The organism is Saccharibacillus sacchari DSM 19268 (genome assembly GCF_000585395.1).
Lineage (GTDB): Bacteria > Bacillota > Bacilli > Paenibacillales > Paenibacillaceae > Saccharibacillus > Saccharibacillus sacchari.
Window position 1 is genome coordinate 1,545,003 of the sequence record NZ_KK073875.1, and the last position, 21,136, is coordinate 1,566,138.

A 21,136-nucleotide genomic window follows, 5' to 3' on the forward strand; every position below is an offset into this window, starting at 1 on the left:
CCGGACGGACACGCGGACAGCTCTGCGACTCCGCCTTCCTCCGGGTCCTTTTTTACGGGCATCAATGCAACAATTCATAGGTCATACGCACGATTCATGCAACGACTACAGAGAAAAGGGAGTGGAGTTTTCGATGAAAAAAAGTAGCCGAAAGTGGATGTTTGCCTGTCTGTGCATGTTGATGGTGGTTCTGACTGCATGCGGAGGCGGCGGTAATCAGACGGCAACCGGAACAGGAACGGCCGAGGCCGCTTCGAGCAATGCTTCGGGAAGCACCTCGGGCAGCGCGGATACGACGGAAAGCGGCGGCGATCCGGTTAAAGTGGTATGGTGGCACGCGATGAGCGGCGAACTGGGCACGGTCGTCGACGAGTTGGTGAAGCAATTCAACGAATCCCAGGATGACGTGCAAGTCGAAGCCGTATTCCAGGGTACATACGACGAGAGCCTGAACAAGCTGAAGACCGCGATGGGCTCAGGTACAGGACCGACGATGATTCAGACCTACGAGATCGGCAGCCGTTTTATGATCGATTCCGGCGCCATCACGCCGATGCAGCAGTTTATCGACAAGGAAAGCTATGACGTGTCGCATCTGGAAGAAAACATTCTCGGCTACTACACGTTCGACGATCGCCTCTACTCGATGCCGTTCAACACGTCGAATCCGATTCTCTACTATAACAAAGACGCGTTCAAAGCAGCCGGACTCGACCCGGAGAACCCGCCGAAGACGTACGCGGAAGTCGAAGAAGCGGCCAAAACGCTGACAAAAGACGGCGTAACGGGCGGATCGTTCGCGATCTACGGCTGGTTTATGGAACAATTGCTTGCCAATCAGGGCGCGGAATTGCTCAACAACAGCAATGGTCGCGAAGGAATGGCCGATCAAGCACAACTTGGCGCTCCTGCTGCCGTCAGCACGCTGGAATGGTGGAAAAAGATGGTCGATGAAGGCTCCATGCTGAACCTCGGCCGCAAAACGGACGATACGAAAAAAGCTTTCGCAGCCGGACAAATCGCGATGACCCTCGACAGCACGGCTTCCCTGCGCGGTATCGTGCAGGCTGCCGAAGGCAAGTTCGAAGTCGGAACGGCCGCTCTGCCGAAACCGACCGAAGCCGATGCAGGCAAAGGCGGCGTGATCGTCGGCGGCGCAAGTCTCTGGATGCTGAACGATCGTCCTGAAGAAGAGCAGCAGGCGGCTTGGCAGTTCATCAAGTTCTTGGCCGAACCGGCTACGCAAGCTTACTGGCACGTCAACACGGGCTACTTCCCGATTACCAAAGAAGCGTATAACGAAGACCTGGTCAAAGAAAACCTGGAAAAATATCCTCAATTCCAGACGGCCATTGACCAACTGCACAATACGGAATTGACGCCAGCTACTCAAGGAGCAGTCATGGGCGTATTCCCGGAAGCTCGCCAGCTGACGGAAACGGCGATCGAAGAAGCGCTGACTGGCGCAGCATCGCCGCAAGACGCGCTGGATCGCGCTTCGGCGGAGATCACGCAGAAGATTCAGGAGTATAACAGTACGGTGGCTCAGTGAGGATAAGCTAGGGCGCTGCGGGAGAAATTCGTTCACGGCGCTGTTTCACCCAGGATTTCAGATTGGAATGTATGTTCCAATCTGAAATCTTTGGGGTTCAAAGGCGCCGTTCACTGAATTTCTCCCTTCGCTTTCGCTTATTTATAGGGAAAAAGAAAAGAAGACCAGCCGTGGTTGCGGCTGGTCTTTTGCTTACAGGAGCATATCTTTACACCTTCGTTTGCCGGGCAATACTAGGATAAGATTCGCCTGAACTTACTTAAAAATCTGCAACACGCTCGCCGTACCTTTTTCCTCCGAAAACTCGACTTGGGCCATCGCGCCGTTGATCAGCGTCAATTGAGGCGGCATATGGCCGCAGTCGATGTCGTAGAGCACAGGTACGCTCAGCTCCTCGGACAAGTCGCGGTAGACGTCTTCGGCGGTGTAGCCGCCGACCGGCATATTGGCGGGGCTGCGTCCGAACATCAAGCCCGAGCAGTTCTCGAACCAACCGGCTAGTTTCATCTGAACCAGCGAGCGACGCAGGTCGGCGGTGTTCATTTCGCAGTCTTCCAAATACCAAAGCACAGGCTCGCCCGGGATATGCCGCTCTCGGAAAGCGCGCACATCACCGTACGGCGTGCCGATCAAGTGGCGAATCACGTCGATGCAGCCTCCGAGCAGACGTCCTTTCAAACCGACGTCGCTGCCGGACACGCTGCGCCAGACGGTCGGTTCGGTCAGGTTGAACACGCTGTCGTCCGGGCTGTCCGGTTCGGCATTTTCTGATCGGTGCTTCCATTCGATCTGATATCGCTCGGAAGAACGCTGCTCGAATGACCCGCCTGCCGGCGTCGTCAGCGCTTCGCGCCACTTGGCGGTCGTCTCGTCGTCGACGCTGCCGCGCAGATCGACGAGATTGGTGCCATGCGCGGTGGCAAGTCCCGTATTCAGCGTCACGGCAAGCAGCAGCAAGCTGATATCCGAATAGCCCAACAGCCACTTGTCGCCGATCTGCTCGTAGTCGATGTACTCTAATACTTCAACAAGCAACTCCCCGCCCCAAGGCGGAAGCACAAGCCCGATTCGATCATCCTTCAGCATCCGGTTCAGTTCGTCGGCGCGAAGGCGGGCGGGAGCGGATTTGGCTTTGTGCTGCGTCCAAATCGTATCGCCGACAGAAACGGTGAAACCTTCGCTTTCCATTCGCCGAATCGCTTGTTTCAAAAGATCATGCATGGACGGCTCCACCCCCGAAGACGGAGCCGTGACGCCGATCGTCATGCCTTTTTGCAATAACGGGTAACGAATCATAGAGTTCTCTCCTTTGTTGATCGGTATCTATTTCATGTTATCCAAATCTATGCCCTCTGACAAAATATTTCAAGCCGCCAAAGTCAAAAGCCTGTCCAAGTTCCGGAGTTCCGGGTTTGGACAGGCTTATTTTCGGGAACGGAAAAGAATCGGTGCAAATGCGATCTAACCCTCAGATCAGCAGACTGAACAGACTCGGATCGCGATTCAGTTCGGTGTAGTTGATTCCCTGCTCGTCCATTCGGGCGATTAGCGGCTCGTAGTCTTCGCGCGACGTCAGCTCGATGCCGACCAAGGCCGGGCCGTTTTCTTTGTCATTCTTCTTGGTGTACTCGAAGCGCGCGATATCGTCGTTCGGACCGAGCGCTTTTTCCAGAAACTCGCGGAGCGCGCCTGCTCTTTGCGGGAAGTTGATCAGGAAATAATGCTTCAGCCCTTCGAAAATGAGCGAGCGTTCCTTGATCTCCTGCATCCGGTCGATATCGTTATTGCCGCCGCTGATGACGCAGACGATCGTTTTGCCTTTGATCTCGTCGCGGTACAGATCAAGCGCGGCGACCGGAATCGCGCCCGCAGGCTCTGCGACGATCGCGTTCTCGTTATACAGGTCGAGGATCGTCGTGCAGACCTTGCCTTCCGGTACCTTCACGACTTCGTCGAGCTTTTGCTTACAGATGTCGTAAGTGTGTTGCCCGACTCTTTTCACCGCCGCTCCGTCGACGAACTTATCAATCTCGTCGAGCGTCACGACTTGACCGCGCGACATCGCTTCGCTCATCGAAGCCGCACCGAGCGGTTCGACCCCGATCATGCGCGTGGAAGGACTCATCGTTTTGATATATTGCGATACGCCCGCAGCCAAGCCGCCGCCGCCGATCGTCAGGAATACGTAGTCAGCTGGTTTTTCCAGGCTCTCCATGATCTCCATGCCGACCGTGCCGTTGCCCGCAATGATCATCGGATCGTCAAACGGATGGATAAAGGTCAGGTCCAGCTCGGTGCAAGCCTTCATCGCTTCCGCATACGCGTCGTCGAACGTGTCGCCGGTCAAAATGACTTCAACGCTTTGCCCGCCGAATTTGCGCACCATTTTCACTTTCTGGTTGGGTGTCGTGCTCGGCATGTAGATTTTGCCGTGAATGCCCAGCGCATGACAGGAAAAAGCGACGCCTTGAGCATGGTTGCCCGCGCTTGCGCATACGATGCCGCGTTCGCGCTCATCCGCCGTGAGGCTGCGAATTTTGTTATAGGAGCCGCGAATCTTGAACGAACGCACCACCTGCTGATCTTCGCGTTTCAAGTACACGTCGCACTCGTATTTGGCCGACAATGTCGCATCGCGATGCAGCGGCGTGCGCACGATCGCTTCACGCAGCCTGTGATGCGCCCGGATGATGTCTTCCATCGTGACCAGATCGTCGTTCTTTGTATCGTCAACTTCCACAGTAGGTTCGGTTTTCATGTTGTTCTCCTCGCTCCTGATATTGTTTCCATGTGTACCATCCGTCATATCATCGAATTAAATTTAAAGGTAACGCGATTTCGCGAAAAATTCAAGCTTCGCGCGGGAATTGAAGTACGGGCTGCCGAATAAGATAAGAGCCAGAATGGAATTATTAAGATCGCAAAAACGGACAAACGTTCGCATCATCCTTCTGTTAAGATGAACGTACCGATCGGGAGGGAACGAAAAATATGGATCACACCGCATGTATCCAGCGTACGTTAGACTACATCGAGGATCATCTCAAGGAGAGGCTGAGCGCTGAAGACTTGGCTCGGCAAGCCGGATTCTCGCAGTATCACTTCTATAAAGTGTTTCATTCGAGGACAGGCCTGCCGATCATGGACTATATCCGGCGCCGACGCCTGGCCCATGCCGCAGCCGACATGGCCGGACGCCGCAGCCTGCTGGAGATTGCCCTCGATTACGGATTCGAGACGCACGCAGGCTTCACCAAAGCTTTTCGCAAAACATACGGACTTACCCCGGAACAGTATCGCATCCACGCCACCGGCCGCGTTCCCGAGCGGGTGGACCTTGCAAAGCTGGCCGACTATAACATGAGCGGAGGAATGATGATGAGACCGACGATCGTCAGCAAGCCCGAGATTAAGCTGGTAGGTTATGCCTTGGAGACCCGAATGAACGGCGAGAACTTCACGGAGATTCCGGCTTTCTGGAACCGTTACATCGAAGAGCAATGGGGTCATAAGCTGTATCAACAGATCAAACCTGTCAAAGACGCCGAATACGGCGCTTGCATCATGCTGCCCGACAAACCGGAACACTTCCTGTACGTGATCGGCTTTGAAGTGGAGAACTTCGACAACGCTCCGGAAGGCACGCATCAAGCGGTGATCCCGGCTTCGACCTATGCCGTATTTACTTCGCCGAAAGCGGACCGCGCGAACGGCGCCTTCTCGGACTCGATTCAGGGCATGACCACGTACGTCTACAACGAGTGGTTCCCGAGCTCGGGCTATGCGTATGCCAAGAACGGCGTAGACTTCGAATTGTACGACGAGCGCAGCAACGGGGATAAAGACTTGCAGATGGATTTATACGTCCCTGTGGAGAAGCAGGAATAGTCTCAGTCGTTTGCTGGCAGCGACTACTTTCCCGTAAACACAGTTCATTTCGGAACAAGCATCTTGTCAATGCTACAAGCCCGAACCTTTCACGGTTTGGGCTTGTTTTTGTCTATATGCTGCGCGTCATGTTTATTGAAGATCACGACTACGGCTTTTGCGCGTTAACCGAATATTCTGCCTAAAAAATGAAGCGGCCCGAAAATGGACCGCTTGCCGCACTCTCTAAATTTGATTCTTACGCGCGCGGCGTCAAAGCCTTCGCCGCAATATCGCTGCGCTTATGCGCGCCGTCGAACGCAACGAGTTCCGTCGCCGCATAAGCTGCCTCGCGAGCTTCGGAGATGCCGGTCCCGAGTCCGACTACGCCCAGCACGCGACCGCCTGCCGTAACAAGTTCACCGGCTTCGTTACGAGCCGTACCTGCATGGAAAACCAATCCTCCGCCTGCTTCGGCCGCTTCAATTCCCGTGATCACGCGCCCCTTCGGATACGCAGCCGGGTAGCCTTCCGAAGCCAGCACGACGCACACTGCCGCTTCCTCGCTCCATTGAATTTCGATGTCCGCCAGCGTTCCGTTTACAGCCGCCTGGAAGATGTCCAGCAGATCGCTTTTCAGACGAGGCAGCACCACTTGCGTCTCCGGATCGCCGAATCGCGCGTTGAATTCCACCGTGCGCGGCGTACCGTCGGCTTCGATCATCAAGCCGGCGAACAATACGCCGGTAAACGGACGTCCTTCGCTAACCAAAGCCTTCGCCGTAGGTTTGATGATTTCTTCGATCGAACGCTCGATGATCGCGGAATCGATATGCGGCAGCGGCGAGTACGTGCCCATGCCGCCCGTATTCGGGCCTTTATCGCCGTCGAAAACAGGCTTGTGATCCTGAGCCGCCGGCATCGCGCGAACAGTCTCGCCGTCCACGAAAGCCAGGATCGACATCTCTTCGCCTGCCATGAATTCTTCGATCACGACTTTGCTGCCTGCGGCTCCGAACGAACCGCCGACCATGGCGTCGTGCAGCGCCTTCTCGGCTTCTTCGATCGTTTGCGCTACGGTTACGCCTTTGCCTGCGGCCAGACCGTCCGTTTTAACGACGATCGGCGCTTTTTGCGAGCGCAGATACGCCAGCGCAGTCTCGTAGTCGTCGAACGTCTCGTAAGCCGCTGTCGGAATTGCATACTTTTTGAGCAAATCCTTCATAAAGGCTTTGCTTCCTTCGATCTCGGCTGCGTTCTGGCGAGGTCCGAAGACCGGAATCTTCTTCTCTTCAAAAGCATCCACGATGCCTGCCGCCAGCGGATCGTCCGGACCGATCACGACCAGACCGACTTTCTTCTCCAACGCGAATGCCGTCAACGCATCGAAGTCGAATACGCCGATATCGACGCATTCCGCTACGTTCGCGATTCCCGCATTCCCCGGCGCGCAATAAATCTTCCCGGCTCGCTGCGACTGCGACAGCGATCGGCAGATCGCGTGCTCGCGACCGCCGCCTCCTACAACCAAAATATCCATTCCAACGTCCCCTCTCGCTTCATCGTGTGTTCCTTTTCCCATAACGGCTATTCCTTATAAAAAACGCGCGTCGTCCGTGGACCCGTCCGCCTGACGCAGACCTGATCCGCCGGCGCGACGCGCGTCGATGTGAAGGCTCTTGACTTGATCTTAGTGCTTGAAGTGGCGAACGCCGGTGAAGATCATCGCGATGCCTGCTTCATCAGCTGCTTGGATCGATTCTTCGTCTTTGATCGAGCCGCCCGGCTGAATGATCGCTTTGATGCCGTGCTTCGCTGCGAGTTCAACGGTATCGCCCATCGGGAAGAAGGCGTCGGAAGCGAGAATCGCGCCCTGCGTTTTGTCTCCGGCTTGCTCCAGCGCGATCTTGGCCGAACCGACACGGTTCATCTGACCCGCGCCGACGCCGACCGTCATGTTATCAGCCGCCAGCACGATCGCGTTCGACTTGACGTGCTTCACGACTTTCCAGCCGAACAGCAGTTGCTTCAGTTCGTCTTCGGTCGGTTGACGCTTGGTCACGACTTTGAGGTCGGCTTCGCTCAGCGAGTGAACGTCGCTTTCCTGAACGACCATGCCGCCTTCGATCGACGTCACGACATGCACGGACGCGCGTCCTTCCGCCGAAGTCAGTTCGCCCATTTTGAGGAGACGGATGTTTTTCTTTTTCGTGAGGATTTCGAGCGCTTCCGGGGTGAAGTCCGGAGCCAGCACGATCTCCAGGAAAATCTCGCTCAGCGGTTGCGCCGTCTCAGCGTCGATCGTGCGGTTAGCCGCCACGATTCCGCCGAAGATGGACACCGGATCGGCGCTGTACGCTTTGTTGTAAGCTTCAGCGATCGTCGATCCCACGCCTACGCCGCAAGGATTCATATGCTTAACGGCTACAACCGCAGGCTCGCTGAATTCTTTGACGATCTGGAGCGCCGCATTCGCGTCGTTAATATTGTTGTAGGACAGTTCTTTGCCGTGCAGTTGCTCGGCAGTCGTCAGCGTGCCTGCCGGTGCCAGCGGCGCGCGGTAGAAAGCAGCCGCTTGGTGCGGGTTCTCCCCGTAACGAAGGTCTTGGATTTTCTCGTAAGTAACTGTATAGCGCTCAGGCAGCGGGTCGCCCGTTTGCTTTGCGAGGTAGTCGGCGATCAGCGCGTCGTACGATGCGGTGTGACGGAACACTTTGGCTGCGAGTTTTTTACGGGTATCAAGCGTCGTGTCGCCTTCGGCGCGGACTTCTTCGATCACTTTTCCGTAATCGCCGCTGTCTACCACTACGCTGACGAACGCATGGTTTTTCGCTGCGGAACGCAGCATCGTCGGACCGCCGATATCGATGTTTTCGATCGCGTCCTCGTAAGCCACGTCCGGCTTCGCGATCGTCTCTTGGAACGGGTACAGATTCACGACTACGAGGTCGATGTAATCCAAGCCCAACTCCTTCATCTGGCGCGTGTGCTCCTCGTTGTCGCGCACGGCGAGCAGCCCGCTATGTACGGCAGGATGCAGCGTTTTGACGCGGCCGTCCATGATTTCCGGGAAGCCCGTCACGTCAGAGATACCGATGACCGGCACGCCTTCTTGGGCGAGCAGGTTTTTCGTGCCTCCGGTAGAGATGATTTCGACGCCAAGCTGCGACAGCTCACGGCAGAATTCGACGATGCCTGTTTTATCCGATACGCTGACCAGCGCTCTTTTGATACTCACGATGAAAAGTCCTCCTTGGGGTTACGGGATTTAGTATGCTCGGATCAATCTCAATGCTTCTCGGGAAAACGTTGCGATATCCGTCTCCGGCGGCAGCTCGTTCAGCGAAAACCAGCGGATCTCCGCATGTTTCTGCGGCTCGCGGTTTTGAGGTTCGCCCCCGGTATAACGGACTTTGTAGATCAGCGACAGCAGATGGCGATCTTGTTCCGTTTGAATGGTTTCGTCCGTGCACAGAAGACGTTCGACCTCGACGGTCAGACCCGTTTCTTCCTCGACTTCCCGGACGATCGTATGCTCCAACGTTTCGAAAGGATCGACCTTGCCGCCGGGAATGCTCCATTTATGAATCTCGGGGTCTTTCTTGCGAAGCACCAGCAATACCTGGCCTTCGTCGTTAAGAATGACCGCTCCGGTTCCGACTATGATCGGCATGACTTTTCACTTCTTTTCCGTATAAAAAGGATTTAAAACAACCGAACTTGGCGACCGTCCAGCTTGACCCGGCCTGCCGCGAACCACGATACCACTTCGGGATACAGCAAACGTTCCTGATCCTGAATACGCAATTGCAAATCGGCGGCCGAATCTTCCGGGTACACGTCGACAGCTCGCTGGGCGATGATCGGCCCCGTGTCCATGCCTCCGTCGACAAAATGCACGGTTGCGCCGCTGATCCGAACGCCGTGGGCGACCGCTTGTCCCGCGGCGTCTTTGCCCGGGAACGACGGCAGCAGCGACGGGTGGATATTGATCATCCGCCCCATGTACGGCTCGACCAATACACTCGTCAACAGACGCATGTATCCGGCAAGTACAATCAGGTCGATCTTGGCTTTCGCCAGTTCTTCCAAAATAACGCGTTCGTACGCTTCGCGCGAATCGTATTCTTTCGGCGTAAACACGAACACCGGAACTCCCGCTGCGCGGGCACGTTCGACGGCTTTGGACTGCGGCTTGTCCGAAACGAGCAGCGCAATCTGCGCGCCGAGTTGTCCCGCGCGCGCCGTATCGAGCATGGCCTGGAAGTTGCTGCCGGAGCCGGACGCGAATACCGCGACGCGGTAAGGCTTATTCGGACCTTCCCCGTCCGGCAACGCTTGCTCCAGCTCGCGAAGCTGCGCTGCGGGATCACCTTCGTTTTCGGCGGAATCGTCCGCTTCTTCCGGGTCTGCGACGGCGGGAAGTCCGGGCAGCGTCAGCGGCTCCGGTTCGACTCCAGGCACCGCAGGCTGCGGAACAGGTTCGTTTGGCAATCCGGGCATCGGACCCGGCTTCAGAGGTACTTCTTCCTCGCTCAGCCGAGTGCTCTCCTCCCGAATGTCTTTGCCTTCGATCCCACTCATTGCGCGTTACCTTGGAACGTCACGACTTTCTCGCCTGCCGTCACGCTGCCGATCAGGTAAGCTTCTTCGCCCGCTTCTTTCAGTTGGCGCAGCGCTTCTTCTTTATCCGCTTCGCCCACGACCAACACCAGCCCGATGCCCATGTTGAACGTCGTGTACATATCGCTGTCCGTGATATCGCCTTTTTGCTGCATGAGCTTGAAGATCGGCAGTACCGGCCATGTGCCGTGCTCAATCTCAACGTTCACGCCTTCTGGCAGCATCCGCGGGATATTTTCGATAAAGCCGCCGCCCGTAATATGCGCCATGCCTTTGACTTCGATGCTTTTCAGCAATTGCAGCACAGGCTTCACGTAGATCTTGGTCGGCTCCAGCAGCGTCGCGCCGAGCGTGCCGCCGAGTTCAGCGACTTCGTCGGTCAGTTGGTAGCCGTGTTGTTCCAACAACAGCTTGCGCACGAGCGAGAACCCGTTGCTATGCACGCCGCTCGAAGCCAGTCCGATTACCGCGTCGCCTGCCGAGATCGATTGGCCGTTGATGATTTTCTTTTTATCGACGATGCCCACCGTGAAGCCCGCGATATCGTACTCGCCTTCGGTGTACATGTCCGGCATTTCCGCCGTCTCGCCGCCGATCAGCGCGCAGCCGGATTGCAAACAGCCGTCCGCGATGCCCGCGACGATGTCTTCGATCTTCTCCGGCACGACTTTGCCCGTCGCCAGATAATCGAGGAAAAACAGCGGCTCCGCGCCTTGCACGATAATATCGTTCACGCACATCGCGACGGCATCGATGCCGATCGTGTCGTGCTTGTCCATCGCGAACGCGATTTTCAGCTTCGTGCCGACGCCGTCCGTTCCGGAGACGAGCACTGGCTCTTCGTAAGCGTCTTTGTTCAGGCCGAACAGCGCGCCGAACCCGCCCAGATCCGTCATGACTTCCGGACGGAACGTTTTTTTAACGTGCTTTTTCATCCGTTCGACCGCTTCGTTGCCCGCCGCGATATCGACTCCGGCGTTTTTGTAGGCTTCAGACACAACCGACACATCCTTTATCATTAAATTAAAATCCTGTTCGTGGAGGGGAAGCTGTGGGGGCGCTGCGGGAAAAATTCGTTCAAGTCGCTGTCTCACCCGAAAAATGGGTTGAAGTTTTTATTTGAATTTTTCGAGTTCAAAGGCGTCTTTCACTGAATTTCTCCCTCCGCTTAACAGCTTCCGAACATGCATTTTAATTTCCAGATGCAAGCGTCGCTTGTATCTGGAAATTAAGTTAGGTTAAAAATCTTTTCGATTACATTCGAAAAGGTAACTGCTCAAGAAAGCTCCGGTTTTGCGCTTGACCCTCGCTTCGAATCAGCTTAGGGTCAAGTGCGGCTCGGCTTCTGCGAAGCGAGCCAAGACCTACACAGCAAAGGATAGCGACTAGCGTCTTGCTTTTTCGAGAAAAGGAGAAAGCAGCCCTGCCCTCTACCCTACCCACAAAAAAGGAGGCGTGCGCGTCGGAGTCAGCGGAGGGTGGAGGGAGCCTGAAGAAACTAAAAGTTTTCCGTAGGAAAACTGCATCGGAAGCATAAGCTATGCTCGCCTTTGAAATCCGATTCCTACCTCTAAATAAGTTATCTAATGAAGGAATCGGATTGAAACAGCGATCGGAAGGCACCCTCCACCCGCAGCGCCCTTCAAACAACCAGCAATCACATCAACATCCGCATCCGAGTTTTTCTTCTCCCCCGAAGTCTACCTGGGTCGGATAATCGTTGTCGAAGCAGGCCATGCACAATCCGCCTTTGTATGCGGAACGGTCGTCGCCGTCCACGGCTTCGATCAAGCCTTCGTAGCTCAGGAAGGCAAGCGAATCGGCGCCGATTTCTTCGCGGATTTCTTCGACGGTGCGGGAAGACGCGATGAGTTCGCGGCTGTCCGGGGTGTCGATGCCGTAGAAGCACGGGTTTTTGAAAGGCGGCGAGGTGATGCAGACATGCACTTCGGTCGCGCCCGCTTCGCGAAGCAGGTTCACGATGCGGCGGGACGTCGTGCCGCGCACGATCGAATCGTCGATCATGACGACGCGTTTGCCTTCGACGACGCGGCGGACGGCGCTCAGTTTCATTTTGACGCCTTGCTCGCGCAGTTCCTGGCTCGGTTGGATAAAGGTCCGGCCGGTGTATTTGTTTTTAATGAGGCCGAGCTCGTACGGAATGCCCGTTTGCTCGGCATAACCGATCGCGGCGGAGATGCTGGAGTCCGGCACGCCGGTCACCAGATCGGCGTCGACGAACTTTTCTCTCGCCAGCACGCTGCCCATCCGTTTGCGGGCGGAGTGCAGGTTCGAACCGTTCATGTCGCTGTCCGGGCGCGCGAAGTAAATGTACTCCATCGCGCAAAGCGCTTTGCGCTGCATCGGCGTAAAGCGGTCTTCGCGCAGTCCGTCCCGATCCAGTACCAGCATCTCGCCCGGACGAACGTCGCGGACGCTTTCCGCGCCGATAACTTCGAGCGCGCAGGTCTCCGACGTGAAGATATACGCGTCGCCGAGACGGCCCATCGTGAGCGGACGCAGTCCGTTCGGGTCGCAGGTGACGAGCAGCTTGTCGTGCGTGAGCAGCATGAACGCATAGCCGCCGACGATCCGGTTCATGGCGTCTTTCGCCGCTTCGACGAAATCTTTCGGCGAACGGGCGATCAAGTGGGCCACGACTTCCGTATCGCTCGTCGTTTGGAAGATCGAACCGCTCTCTTCCAGCTCGCGCCGGATTTCCGGAGCATTGACGATATTGCCGTTGGTAGCGACCGCGAGGTCGCCGCCTTTGTATTTGAACACCAGCGGCTGGGCGTTGGTCAATCCTCCGCCGCCGCTTGTCGAATACCGTACGTGACCGATCGAGTGCTTTCCTTGAAGGCCGGCGAGCGTGTCTTTGTCAAAAACCTCTTTGACCAGACCCAAACCGCGATGATAATTGAAGTGATCTTCGTTGCTGACGCAAATCCCCGCGCTTTCCTCTCCCCGGTGCTGAAGTGCATGCAAACCGTAATAGGACAGGGACGCGGCGTCCGGATGTCCGTAGACCCCGAACACGCCGCATTCTTCGCGCAGGGTGTCGAACGGATCGATCTGATCCATTCCCTCGTTGTAGTAGTCCCCCGTCCACAACGGCTGCTTTACTTCATCAGACATGGAATCGCATCCTCCCAGACCTGTTTGAGTGTATGAATCTCTTCGCTGAGTACTTCTTTTCCGTCCACGGTGATGTGCAATTGCAGTCCCGACACGCGTCCGATCTTCGCAGCCGGCACGCCGTGCGCCGCAAGTCCGCTCAACAGCGCGTCCGCGTTTTCAGGCGTCGCCGACAGCAAGATGCGCGATTGGCTTTCGCTGAACAATGCGAAATCAGGACGAAGACCCGCTTCGCCGATCTCTTCCGTATGGATGCTGACTTGCGCGCCCAGACCGCCGCCGATGCAACTTTCCGCTACGGCAACCGCAAGGCCGCCGTCCGACAAGTCGTGCGCCGAACGCACAAGGCCGCTTTGGATCGCTTCCAGCACGCCGCTCAGCAGTTTCTTTTCGACTGCCAGATCCAGCTGCGGAGGACGTCCTTCCGTCACGCCGTGCACCACTTGTTGGAACTCGGTTCCGCCCAGCTCGGCTTTCGTAACGCCCGTCAGGATCAGGATATCGCCTTCGCCTTTGAAATGCTGCGTCGTGATATGGTCCACGTCGTGTACCAGACCGACCATGCCCACGACCGGAGTCGGGTAGATCGAGCCTTTGGCGTTTTCGTTGTACAAGCTGACGTTGCCGCCGATAACCGGCGTATCCAACTCGCGGCAAGCTTCGGCCATGCCGTCGACCGCTTTTTCCATCTGCCAGAAGATTTCCGGCTTTTCCGGGCTGCCGAAGTTCAGGTTATCCGTGATCGCCAGCGGCTCCGCGCCGGAGCAGACGATGTTGCGCGCCGCTTCGCTGACCGCGATGCGTCCGCCCACTTCAGGATCCAGATACACGAAACGTCCGCTGCAATCCGTCGTCATCGCCAACGCTTTGCGCGTGCCGTCGATCGTCACGACCGCCGCGTCCGAGCCCGGACGTACCGCCGTGTTCGTGCGCACCATGTAATCGTATTGCTCATAGACCCAAGCTTTGCTCGCCACGCTCGGCGAACCCAGCACCTTTTTCAACGCGCCGCCCAGATCCGTGACTTCGTTGTACGCCGTCGTATCGACAGTTGCGTTTTTCGCATAGTAAGCCGGTTCGCTCGAAGGTTTGTCGTAGATCGGGCATTCGTCGACAAGCGCGTGTACCGGCATGTCGCCAACCACTTCGCCGTGATGCAGCAGCTTCAGACGTCCGTCGTCCGTGACTTTACCCACCTTCGCGCAAATGACGCCCCAACGCTCGAAGATTTCCATGGCCTGCGTTTCGTCTTTCGGTTCGACGACGAACAGCATGCGCTCTTGGGACTCCGACAGCATCATCTCGTACGCCGTCATGCCTTCTTCGCGCTGCGGCACTTGGTCGAGGTACAGTTCCAGACCGTTACCCGCTTTGCTCGCCATTTCCGAACTGGAGCAGGTCAGACCCGCCGCGCCCATATCCTGAATGCCGACCACGATGCCGCTGTCGATCAGTTCCAGGCACGATTCCATAACCAGCTTTTCCATAAACGGATCGCCGACCTGAACCGCCGTTTTGCGCTCTTGCGATTCTTCCGTCAGCTCTTCCGACGCGAACGTCGCGCCGTGGATGCCGTCGCGTCCCGTTGGAGGGCCGACGTAGAATACCGGGTTGCCGATGCCTTTTGCCACGCCGCGCTGAATCTTGTCGTGGTCGATCAGGCCGACGCACATCGCGTTGACGAGCGGGTTGCCTTCGTAGCTTTCGTCGAACACGACTTCGCCGCCGACCGTCGGGATGCCGATACAGTTGCCGTAACCCGCGATGCCGCTCACCACATGCTCGAACAGGTATTTGACGCGGTCGCTTTCAAGTCTGCCGAAACGCAGCGAGTTCAGCGACGCGATCGGGCGCGCGCCCATCGAGAAGATGTCGCGGATAATGCCGCCCACGCCTGTCGCAGCGCCCTGGAAAGGCTCGACCGCCGAAGGGTGGTTATGGCTTTCAATCTTGAACACGACTGCTTGGTTATCGCCGATGTCGACGATGCCCGCGCCTTCGCCCGGTCCCATCAGGACGCGAGGACCCGTGACCGGGAATTTGCGCAGCAGCGGCTTCGAATTTTTGTACGCGCAGTGCTCGGACCACATTACGCTGAAAACGCCGATTTCCGTGTAGTTTGGCTTACGGCCGAGAAAACCGCAGATGAGCTCGAACTCGCTGTCCGATACGCCCATCTGTTTGTAAATTTGCTGATCCGCGATTTGCTCCGCCGTCGGTTCCTTAACGGACATTTGCTGCGTCATGTTGTTCCCTCCAAGCGTTAATAATCGATGTGAACATCTTTTTGCCGTCTGTCGTGCCGAGAATTTCGTTAACCGCGCGTTCCGGGTGAGGCATCATGCCGAGCACGTTGCCGGCTTTGTTCGTGATGCCCGCGATATCGTCCACCGAACCGTTCGGATTGCTTTTATACCGGAAAGCGATTTGATTGTTGGCGCGAAGCTCTTCCAACGTCTCTTCGTCGCAGTAATAGTTGCCTTCGCCGTGCGCGATCGGGATGACGATTTCTTCGCCGGCCGCGTAATCACGGGTAAACGGCGTTGCGTTGTTTTCCACCTTCAGCACCGTGTCGCGACATGCGAACTTCATCGACATGTTGCGGCGCAGCGCGCCAGGGAGCAGTCCGGCTTCGGTCAGAATCTGGAAACCGTTGCAGATGCCGAGCACGAACTTGCCTTCTTCGGCAGCCTTCGCCACTTCATTCATGACCGGAGCAAAACGCGAGATCGCGCCGCAGCGCAGATAATCGCCGTACGAGAAGCCGCCCGGCACGAGGATGCAATCATAGGCGGACAGATCCGTCGCCGTGTGCCACACGTAATCGACAGGCTCGCCGAGGACGTTTTCCACCGCTTTGTAACAGTCGATATCGCAGTTGGAACCGGGAAATACGAGGACTGCAAATTTCATGGTGTTTAACCCTCCAGTTCGTAGCGGTAGTCTTCGACGACCGTGTTGGCCAGCAGCTTTTCGCACATTTCCTTCACGCGGTCTCCGGCAGCTTCCTTGCTCACGTCGCCGAGTTCGAGCTCCATGTATTTGCCGACGCGCAGGCTTTCCACTTCGTTGAAGCCGAGGGAGTGCAGCGCGCCTTGAACGGCAACGCCTTGCGGATCGAGTACGCTTTGCTTGATGGTAACGTAGACTTTGGCTTTCATGAATGTCCTCCTGGATAAGCCCTTCCCGAATCTTTTCGCCTGTTCGAAAAGCAGGTGGGATCGGGAAGTCGGCTGTTTGATAGTGGTGGGTTGTGCGGCAGGCCGCTTGCGTCCCTGACGGGACACGCTTGAACGACGGTGCAGAGATTGATTGGCTTTATTTCAACGAAAGACTATAATCCGAGCAGGCTTTTGCCGGTCAAGCGCTCGTAGATGCCGAGGTAGCGCTTCGTCGTTTCTTCAACGACGTCCGCCGGAAGCGGGTCGGGCGCGCTGTTTTTGTCCCAATCCGTTCCGGACAGGTACGCGCGCACGGGTTCTTTGTCCATGCTGTCGATCTCGACGTCGAGCGCGTACTTGTCTTCCGCCCAGAAGCGGGAAGAGTCCGGCGTGAAAATCTCGTCGATCAGGATGACTTGACCGTCGACCAGGCCGAACTCGAATTTGCAGTCGGCGAGGATGATGCCTTTTTCGGCGCAGGCTTTGCGGGCGAATTCGTACAGGGCGAGACTTTTGTCGCGCAGCTCCGCGGCCAGTTCCGCGCCGACGAGTTCTTCCATTTTTTCGAACGGGATATCTTCGTCATGACCTACGTCGTTTTTCGCGGCAGGCGTGAAGATCGGCTCCGGCAGCGGCGAGTTTTTGCGCAGTCCGGCCGGAAGCTCGATGCCGTTGACCGCGCCGTTTGCTTGATACTGCCGCCAGCCGCCGCCCGTGATATAACCGCGCACGACGCATTCGATATCGATGCGTTCCGCTTTGCGGGTGACCATGATGCGGTTTTTCAGCGCCAGCGGATCTTTGGCGACCGTGCCGAGCTTCAGCACGTCCGTGTGCACGACATGGTTGTCGAGCAGATCGGACGTTTGTTCGAACCAATAGGCGCTGAGGCTGTTCAGCACGTCGCCTTTATACGGGATTGCCGGATCGAGCACATAGTCGAACGCGGAGATCCGATCGGTCACGACGATCAGGTAATGCTCGCCGAGATCGTAAAGCTCGCGTACTTTTCCTTTATACAGCAGCGACGCGTCCACCAGATGTTCGGCGGTGGAGAGAGCCTGCGAAGATACGAACATTTCTTTTCCCCCTTAACAATGAAAGGCTCGATCCGACCTACTCGTTCAAGCCCAGTTTCGCAAAGATGGTATCGACATGCTTCAAGTGCCATGCCGGGTTAAACGCGTCTTCGATCTCTTCCGCGCTCAGCACGTCCGTAATCGCAGGACTTGCCAGTACGATATCCTTGAAGCTGCGCTGTTCTTCCCAAGCTTGCATCGCGCGCGGCTGCACGGTGTCGTACGCCGTTTCGCGGCTCATGCCGGAGTCGATCAGCTTGGTCAGGATGCGGCCGGAGAACGGCACGCCGTACGTACGCTCCATGTTGCGCTTCATGTTTTCCGGGAACACCGTCAGGTTTTTGATGATGTTGCCGAAGCGGTTCAGCATGTAGTTGAGCAGCATCGTCGCGTCCGGCAGTATGACGCGTTCCGCCGAGGAGTGCGAGATGTCGCGTTCGTGCCACAGCCCGACGTTTTCGTAGGCCGTGATCATATGGCCGCGAATGACGCGGGACAGGCCGGAAATGTTTTCGCTACCGATCGGGTTGCGTTTGTGCGGCATCGCCGACGAACCTTTTTGACCTTTCGCGAATGCTTCTTCGACTTCGCGGAATTCGCTCTTTTGCAGGGCGCGAACTTCGGTTGCGAACTTGTCGAGCGACGTCGCGATCAGCGCGAGCGAAGCCATGTATTCCGCGTGCCGGTCGCGTTGAAGCGTCTGCGTCGAGATCGGAGCGGCTTTCGTGCCCAGCTTGCCGCACACGATTTCTTCGACGCGCGGATCGATGTTGGCATACGTGCCGACCGCGCCGGACATTTTGCCGTACTGCACGCCGTCCGCCGCATGGCGGAAACGCTCCAGGTTGCGCTTCATCTCTTCGTGCCACAGCGCCATCTTCAGACCGAACGTCGTCGGCTCCGCGTGTACGCCGTGAGTACGACCCATCATCGGCGTGCTCTTGTAAGCGATCGCCTTGTCCTTCAGAATTTCGATGAAGTTCAGGATATCTTGCTCCAGGATCGTGTTGGCTTGCAGCAGCAGATACCCCATTGCCGTATCCACGACGTCTGTCGAAGTCAGGCCGTAATGGACCCATTTGCGCTCTTCGCCGAGGCTTTCGGATACCGCGCGGGTGAACGCGATCACGTCGTGGCGCGTTTCCTGCTCGATCTCGTAAATGCGGTCGATATCGAAGGTCGCGTTATCGCGGATTTTTTGCACGTCTTCCGCCGGGATCACGCCCAGTTCCACCCACGCTTCGCAGGCGCAAATTTCGACTTCCAGCCATGCTTTGAATTTGTTTTCCTCGCTCCAGATACTGCGCATTTCCGGTCTGCTGTAACGTTCGATCATAAGGGGTATAGCCTCCAAAAAATAGTTTTGAGGTTCTCCGCCGCTATCGGATCGGGCGAAGCCTTCTTTCATTATATAAGAGATTGCGTGATATAAGAGATCGCGCTTGAAGGTCCGTCGGGTCGACGGCAACTATTTACGGGCAACAGAACTGTCCGCCGAAAGTCCGAAGCCCGAAATTCGCGCCGCCGCTTCCGCTTGGCGCAGCCGTCGTTCGGGATGCAAGAGTTCGGGATAAAAAAGTTCAAGATACAGGATTGCCGATGCGTGCGTGCGCGCCTATGTTGCACAAGATACAACTTTTCGGCTCCCGGAGAAGACGTTCTTCCACCTATGCTGCATATTTTGCAACATTACGGACTAAAAACAGCCGGCTTGCCCGAATACAGGCCAAAATATTGCACTTTCTGCAGCCTGCAACCTTATAACGCTCTAAAACGGTCAACAATATTGTAAAAAAGGCAACTTGCGCGGCTCAGGCTTCTTCAAGCTTCAAACGATCGAACCTTAACGCCTGTCTTCAAGCGGCCAGATGCCGGCGTTGTCGATCCAGGCCAGCGCATCGGCAGTATCGCCGCAAAGCAAGTTGATATGCCCCATCTTTCGCCCCGTCTTTCCTTCGGCTTTGCCGTACAGATGGAACTTCGGCCGCACGAGGTCCGTTCCGACGCTCTCCGGCGACAGGATCAGCTTGTTCACGCCATCCAAATGCTCGCCGAGCACGTTGACCATCACAACCGGCGTCCGAAGCCCCGGACTGCCGAGCGGCAATCCGCAGATCGCGCGCACATGCTGCTCGAACTGCGAAGTGATGCAAGCTTCCATCGTGTAATGGCCCGAGTTATGCGGCCTTGGCGCGACTTCGTTCACGTACAGCTTGCCGTCCTTGCCGTAAAACATCTCGACGGCGAGCAGCCCGACGGCATTGAACGATTCGACGATCTGTGCTGCCAACCGTTCCGCTTCGGCCAGGATGCCCGCCGGAACCCGCGCCGGAACGATCGAAGCATGCAGGATGCCGCCGCGATGAATGTTTTCCGCAGGCGGGAACGTGCTCGTCTCGCCCGCCGAGCTGCGCGCCGCGATCACCGAAATCTCGCATTGGAACGCGATAAACTGCTCCAACACCAGCTCCGCTCCCGAAGCCGCAAGCTCCGCGTAAGCCGAGGCAACCTCGCTGCGGTCGCGAATGACGAACTGCCCTTTGCCGTCATAGCCTCCGGTCGCGGTCTTCAGCACACACGGTGTGCCCAGACGCCCCACCGCCGCGTCCAATTCCGCTTCGCTTGTCACAGCCGCGTAAGGCGCAACCGTCGCTCCCGCCGCTTCCAATGCCGCCTTCTCGCGCAGGCGGTGCTGGGTCGTGTACAGCAGTCGGCTGCCCTGCGGCACATACGACCGCTCTTCCAGCAGAGCGGCCACTTCCGCATCCACGTTCTCGAACTCGTACGTGATCACGTCCGTCCGCGCGGCCAGTTCAGCCGCCGCTTCCTTGTCCGAGTACGCGGCGACGATCTGCGCCGACACCTGGCCGCAAGGTCCGTCCGCTACCGGGTCCAGCGCCACGAAGCGATAGCCCAGCGGCGCTCCCGCCAGCGCCATCATGCGGCCCAATTGGCCCCCGCCGAGCACGCCGATCGTCTTGCCCGGCTCGATCACGCGAGCCTCTCGCTTGCCTGTCGTCATGGCAGCTCCGCTTCCAGCACTTCGCGCTCGATTCTAGCGCGACGGGCCGAGACGCGATCCAGCACCGCATCGTCAGCGGTTCCCACGATCTGCGCCGCCAGCAATCCGGCGTTAATCGCGCCTGCCTTGCCGATCGCGACCGTCGCCACCGGAATGCCTCCCGGCATCTGCACGATCGACAGCAGCGAATCCAATCCGTTCAGGGCAGCCGATTGAACCGGCACCCCGATCACGGGAAGCGGAGTTTTCGCCGCGACCATGCCCGGCAAATGCGCCGCGCCGCCCGCTCCCGCAATAATGACTTTAAAGCCGCGTTCGCGCGCTTGCTCCGCATATTCGAACATCAAGTCCGGCGTCCGATGAGCCGAGACGACCTTTTTTTCGTAAGGAATCCGAAGCTCTTCGAGAATCTGACAAGCATGCTGCATCGTTTCCCAATCAGACGTACTGCCCATAATGACTGCTACCTGCAAAGACATAATTCACGCTCCATATCGATCGTTTTTCGGTGCGAAATCAAAAAAGCCCGGAATCGCCGCAAAATCTCAATGATCTCTCGGGAATCCGGACTCGGGAAGAAACGGCGGGTTGTCAGGCACGGGCGCGCAAAGACGAAAATGCGCGTCGCCCGCCGTCGGCCTTCTAAATGAAAGAACCTATGGCGGAAAGACGGATTCTCGTCCGAGACAGAGCG

At 57.1% G+C, this 21,136-nt stretch carries 17 protein-coding genes; 2 read left to right on the forward strand and 15 right to left on the reverse strand.

From position 1 onward, the window contains the following. Positions 1-133: 133 nt before the first annotated feature. Positions 134-1,552, forward strand: coding sequence for an ABC transporter substrate-binding protein (locus SACSAC_RS06640; RefSeq protein ID WP_037284799.1), 1,419 nt, complete (start codon positions 134-136; stop codon positions 1,550-1,552). A gap of 255 nt (positions 1,553-1,807) precedes the next feature. Here SACSAC_RS06640 and SACSAC_RS06645 read toward each other — a convergent pair whose 3' ends face one another. Beyond that, complete coding sequence (locus tag SACSAC_RS06645; RefSeq protein ID WP_037284801.1) at positions 1,808-2,848, reverse strand: S66 family peptidase; 1,041 nt, start codon at positions 2,846-2,848, stop codon at positions 1,808-1,810. A gap of 172 nt (positions 2,849-3,020) precedes the next feature. Then, positions 3,021-4,310: a threonine ammonia-lyase IlvA gene (gene ilvA / locus SACSAC_RS06650; RefSeq protein WP_051506923.1), complete on the reverse strand. Its 1,290-nt coding sequence runs from the start codon at positions 4,308-4,310 to the stop codon at positions 3,021-3,023. A 233-nt stretch (positions 4,311-4,543) separates the two neighbouring features. Here ilvA and SACSAC_RS06655 point away from each other — a divergent pair, with 233 nt between their 5' ends. Beyond that, positions 4,544-5,440: an AraC family transcriptional regulator gene (locus tag SACSAC_RS06655; RefSeq protein ID WP_037284803.1), complete on the forward strand. Its 897-nt coding sequence runs from the start codon at positions 4,544-4,546 to the stop codon at positions 5,438-5,440. Between the two features lie 238 nt (positions 5,441-5,678). Here SACSAC_RS06655 and purD read toward each other — a convergent pair whose 3' ends face one another. From purD to purE, 13 genes are all read right to left on the reverse strand, one after another. Continuing rightward, positions 5,679-6,959 (reverse strand): phosphoribosylamine--glycine ligase, encoded by a 1,281-nt coding sequence (purD, locus tag SACSAC_RS06660; protein ID WP_037292227.1) that lies wholly within the window; start codon positions 6,957-6,959, stop codon positions 5,679-5,681. A 150-nt stretch (positions 6,960-7,109) separates the two neighbouring features. Continuing rightward, on the reverse strand, positions 7,110-8,657 hold the full coding sequence (gene purH, locus SACSAC_RS06665; protein ID WP_037284805.1) for a bifunctional phosphoribosylaminoimidazolecarboxamide formyltransferase/IMP cyclohydrolase: 1,548 nt from the start codon (positions 8,655-8,657) through the stop codon (positions 7,110-7,112). Between the two features lie 30 nt (positions 8,658-8,687). After that, entirely contained in the window at positions 8,688-9,092 is a 405-nt protein-coding gene (locus SACSAC_RS06670; protein WP_037284807.1) for an NUDIX domain-containing protein, read from the reverse strand. A 32-nt stretch (positions 9,093-9,124) separates the two neighbouring features. Next, a complete protein-coding gene (gene purN, locus SACSAC_RS06675) occupies positions 9,125-10,003 on the reverse strand; it encodes a phosphoribosylglycinamide formyltransferase (RefSeq protein ID WP_342666448.1) in 879 nt (292 codons plus the stop codon). Next, entirely contained in the window at positions 10,000-11,040 is a 1,041-nt protein-coding gene (purM, locus tag SACSAC_RS06680) for a phosphoribosylformylglycinamidine cyclo-ligase (RefSeq protein WP_037284808.1), read from the reverse strand. Before purM ends, purN begins: the two co-directional genes overlap by 4 nt. Positions 11,041-11,704: 664 nt before the next feature. Beyond that, on the reverse strand, positions 11,705-13,180 hold the full coding sequence (gene purF / locus SACSAC_RS06685) for an amidophosphoribosyltransferase (protein WP_037284811.1): 1,476 nt from the start codon (positions 13,178-13,180) through the stop codon (positions 11,705-11,707). After that, positions 13,165-15,426 carry a phosphoribosylformylglycinamidine synthase subunit PurL gene (gene purL, locus SACSAC_RS06690; protein ID WP_037284814.1) on the reverse strand — a complete coding sequence of 754 codons (2,262 nt, stop codon included), beginning with the start codon at positions 15,424-15,426 and terminating at the stop codon, positions 13,165-13,167. The genes purF and purL overlap by 16 nt, the downstream gene beginning before the upstream one ends. Beyond that, positions 15,404-16,093, reverse strand: a complete 690-nt coding sequence (gene purQ / locus SACSAC_RS06695) for a phosphoribosylformylglycinamidine synthase subunit PurQ (protein ID WP_037284816.1) — start codon at positions 16,091-16,093, stop codon at positions 15,404-15,406. Before purQ ends, purL begins: the two co-directional genes overlap by 23 nt. Positions 16,094-16,098: 5 nt before the next feature. Continuing rightward, positions 16,099-16,341: a phosphoribosylformylglycinamidine synthase subunit PurS gene (gene purS, locus SACSAC_RS06700; RefSeq protein WP_037284817.1), complete on the reverse strand. Its 243-nt coding sequence runs from the start codon at positions 16,339-16,341 to the stop codon at positions 16,099-16,101. A 173-nt stretch (positions 16,342-16,514) separates the two neighbouring features. Continuing rightward, on the reverse strand, positions 16,515-17,420 hold the full coding sequence (locus SACSAC_RS06705; protein WP_037284819.1) for a phosphoribosylaminoimidazolesuccinocarboxamide synthase: 906 nt from the start codon (positions 17,418-17,420) through the stop codon (positions 16,515-16,517). A gap of 37 nt (positions 17,421-17,457) precedes the next feature. After that, positions 17,458-18,756: an adenylosuccinate lyase gene (gene purB, locus SACSAC_RS06710; protein WP_037284821.1), complete on the reverse strand. Its 1,299-nt coding sequence runs from the start codon at positions 18,754-18,756 to the stop codon at positions 17,458-17,460. A 507-nt stretch (positions 18,757-19,263) separates the two neighbouring features. Continuing rightward, on the reverse strand, positions 19,264-20,442 hold the full coding sequence (purK, locus tag SACSAC_RS06715) for a 5-(carboxyamino)imidazole ribonucleotide synthase (RefSeq protein ID WP_037284823.1): 1,179 nt from the start codon (positions 20,440-20,442) through the stop codon (positions 19,264-19,266). Further along, positions 20,439-20,921 (reverse strand): 5-(carboxyamino)imidazole ribonucleotide mutase, encoded by a 483-nt coding sequence (gene purE / locus SACSAC_RS06720; RefSeq protein ID WP_037284825.1) that lies wholly within the window; start codon positions 20,919-20,921, stop codon positions 20,439-20,441. Before purE ends, purK begins: the two co-directional genes overlap by 4 nt. Between the last annotated feature and the right edge of the window lie 215 nt (positions 20,922-21,136).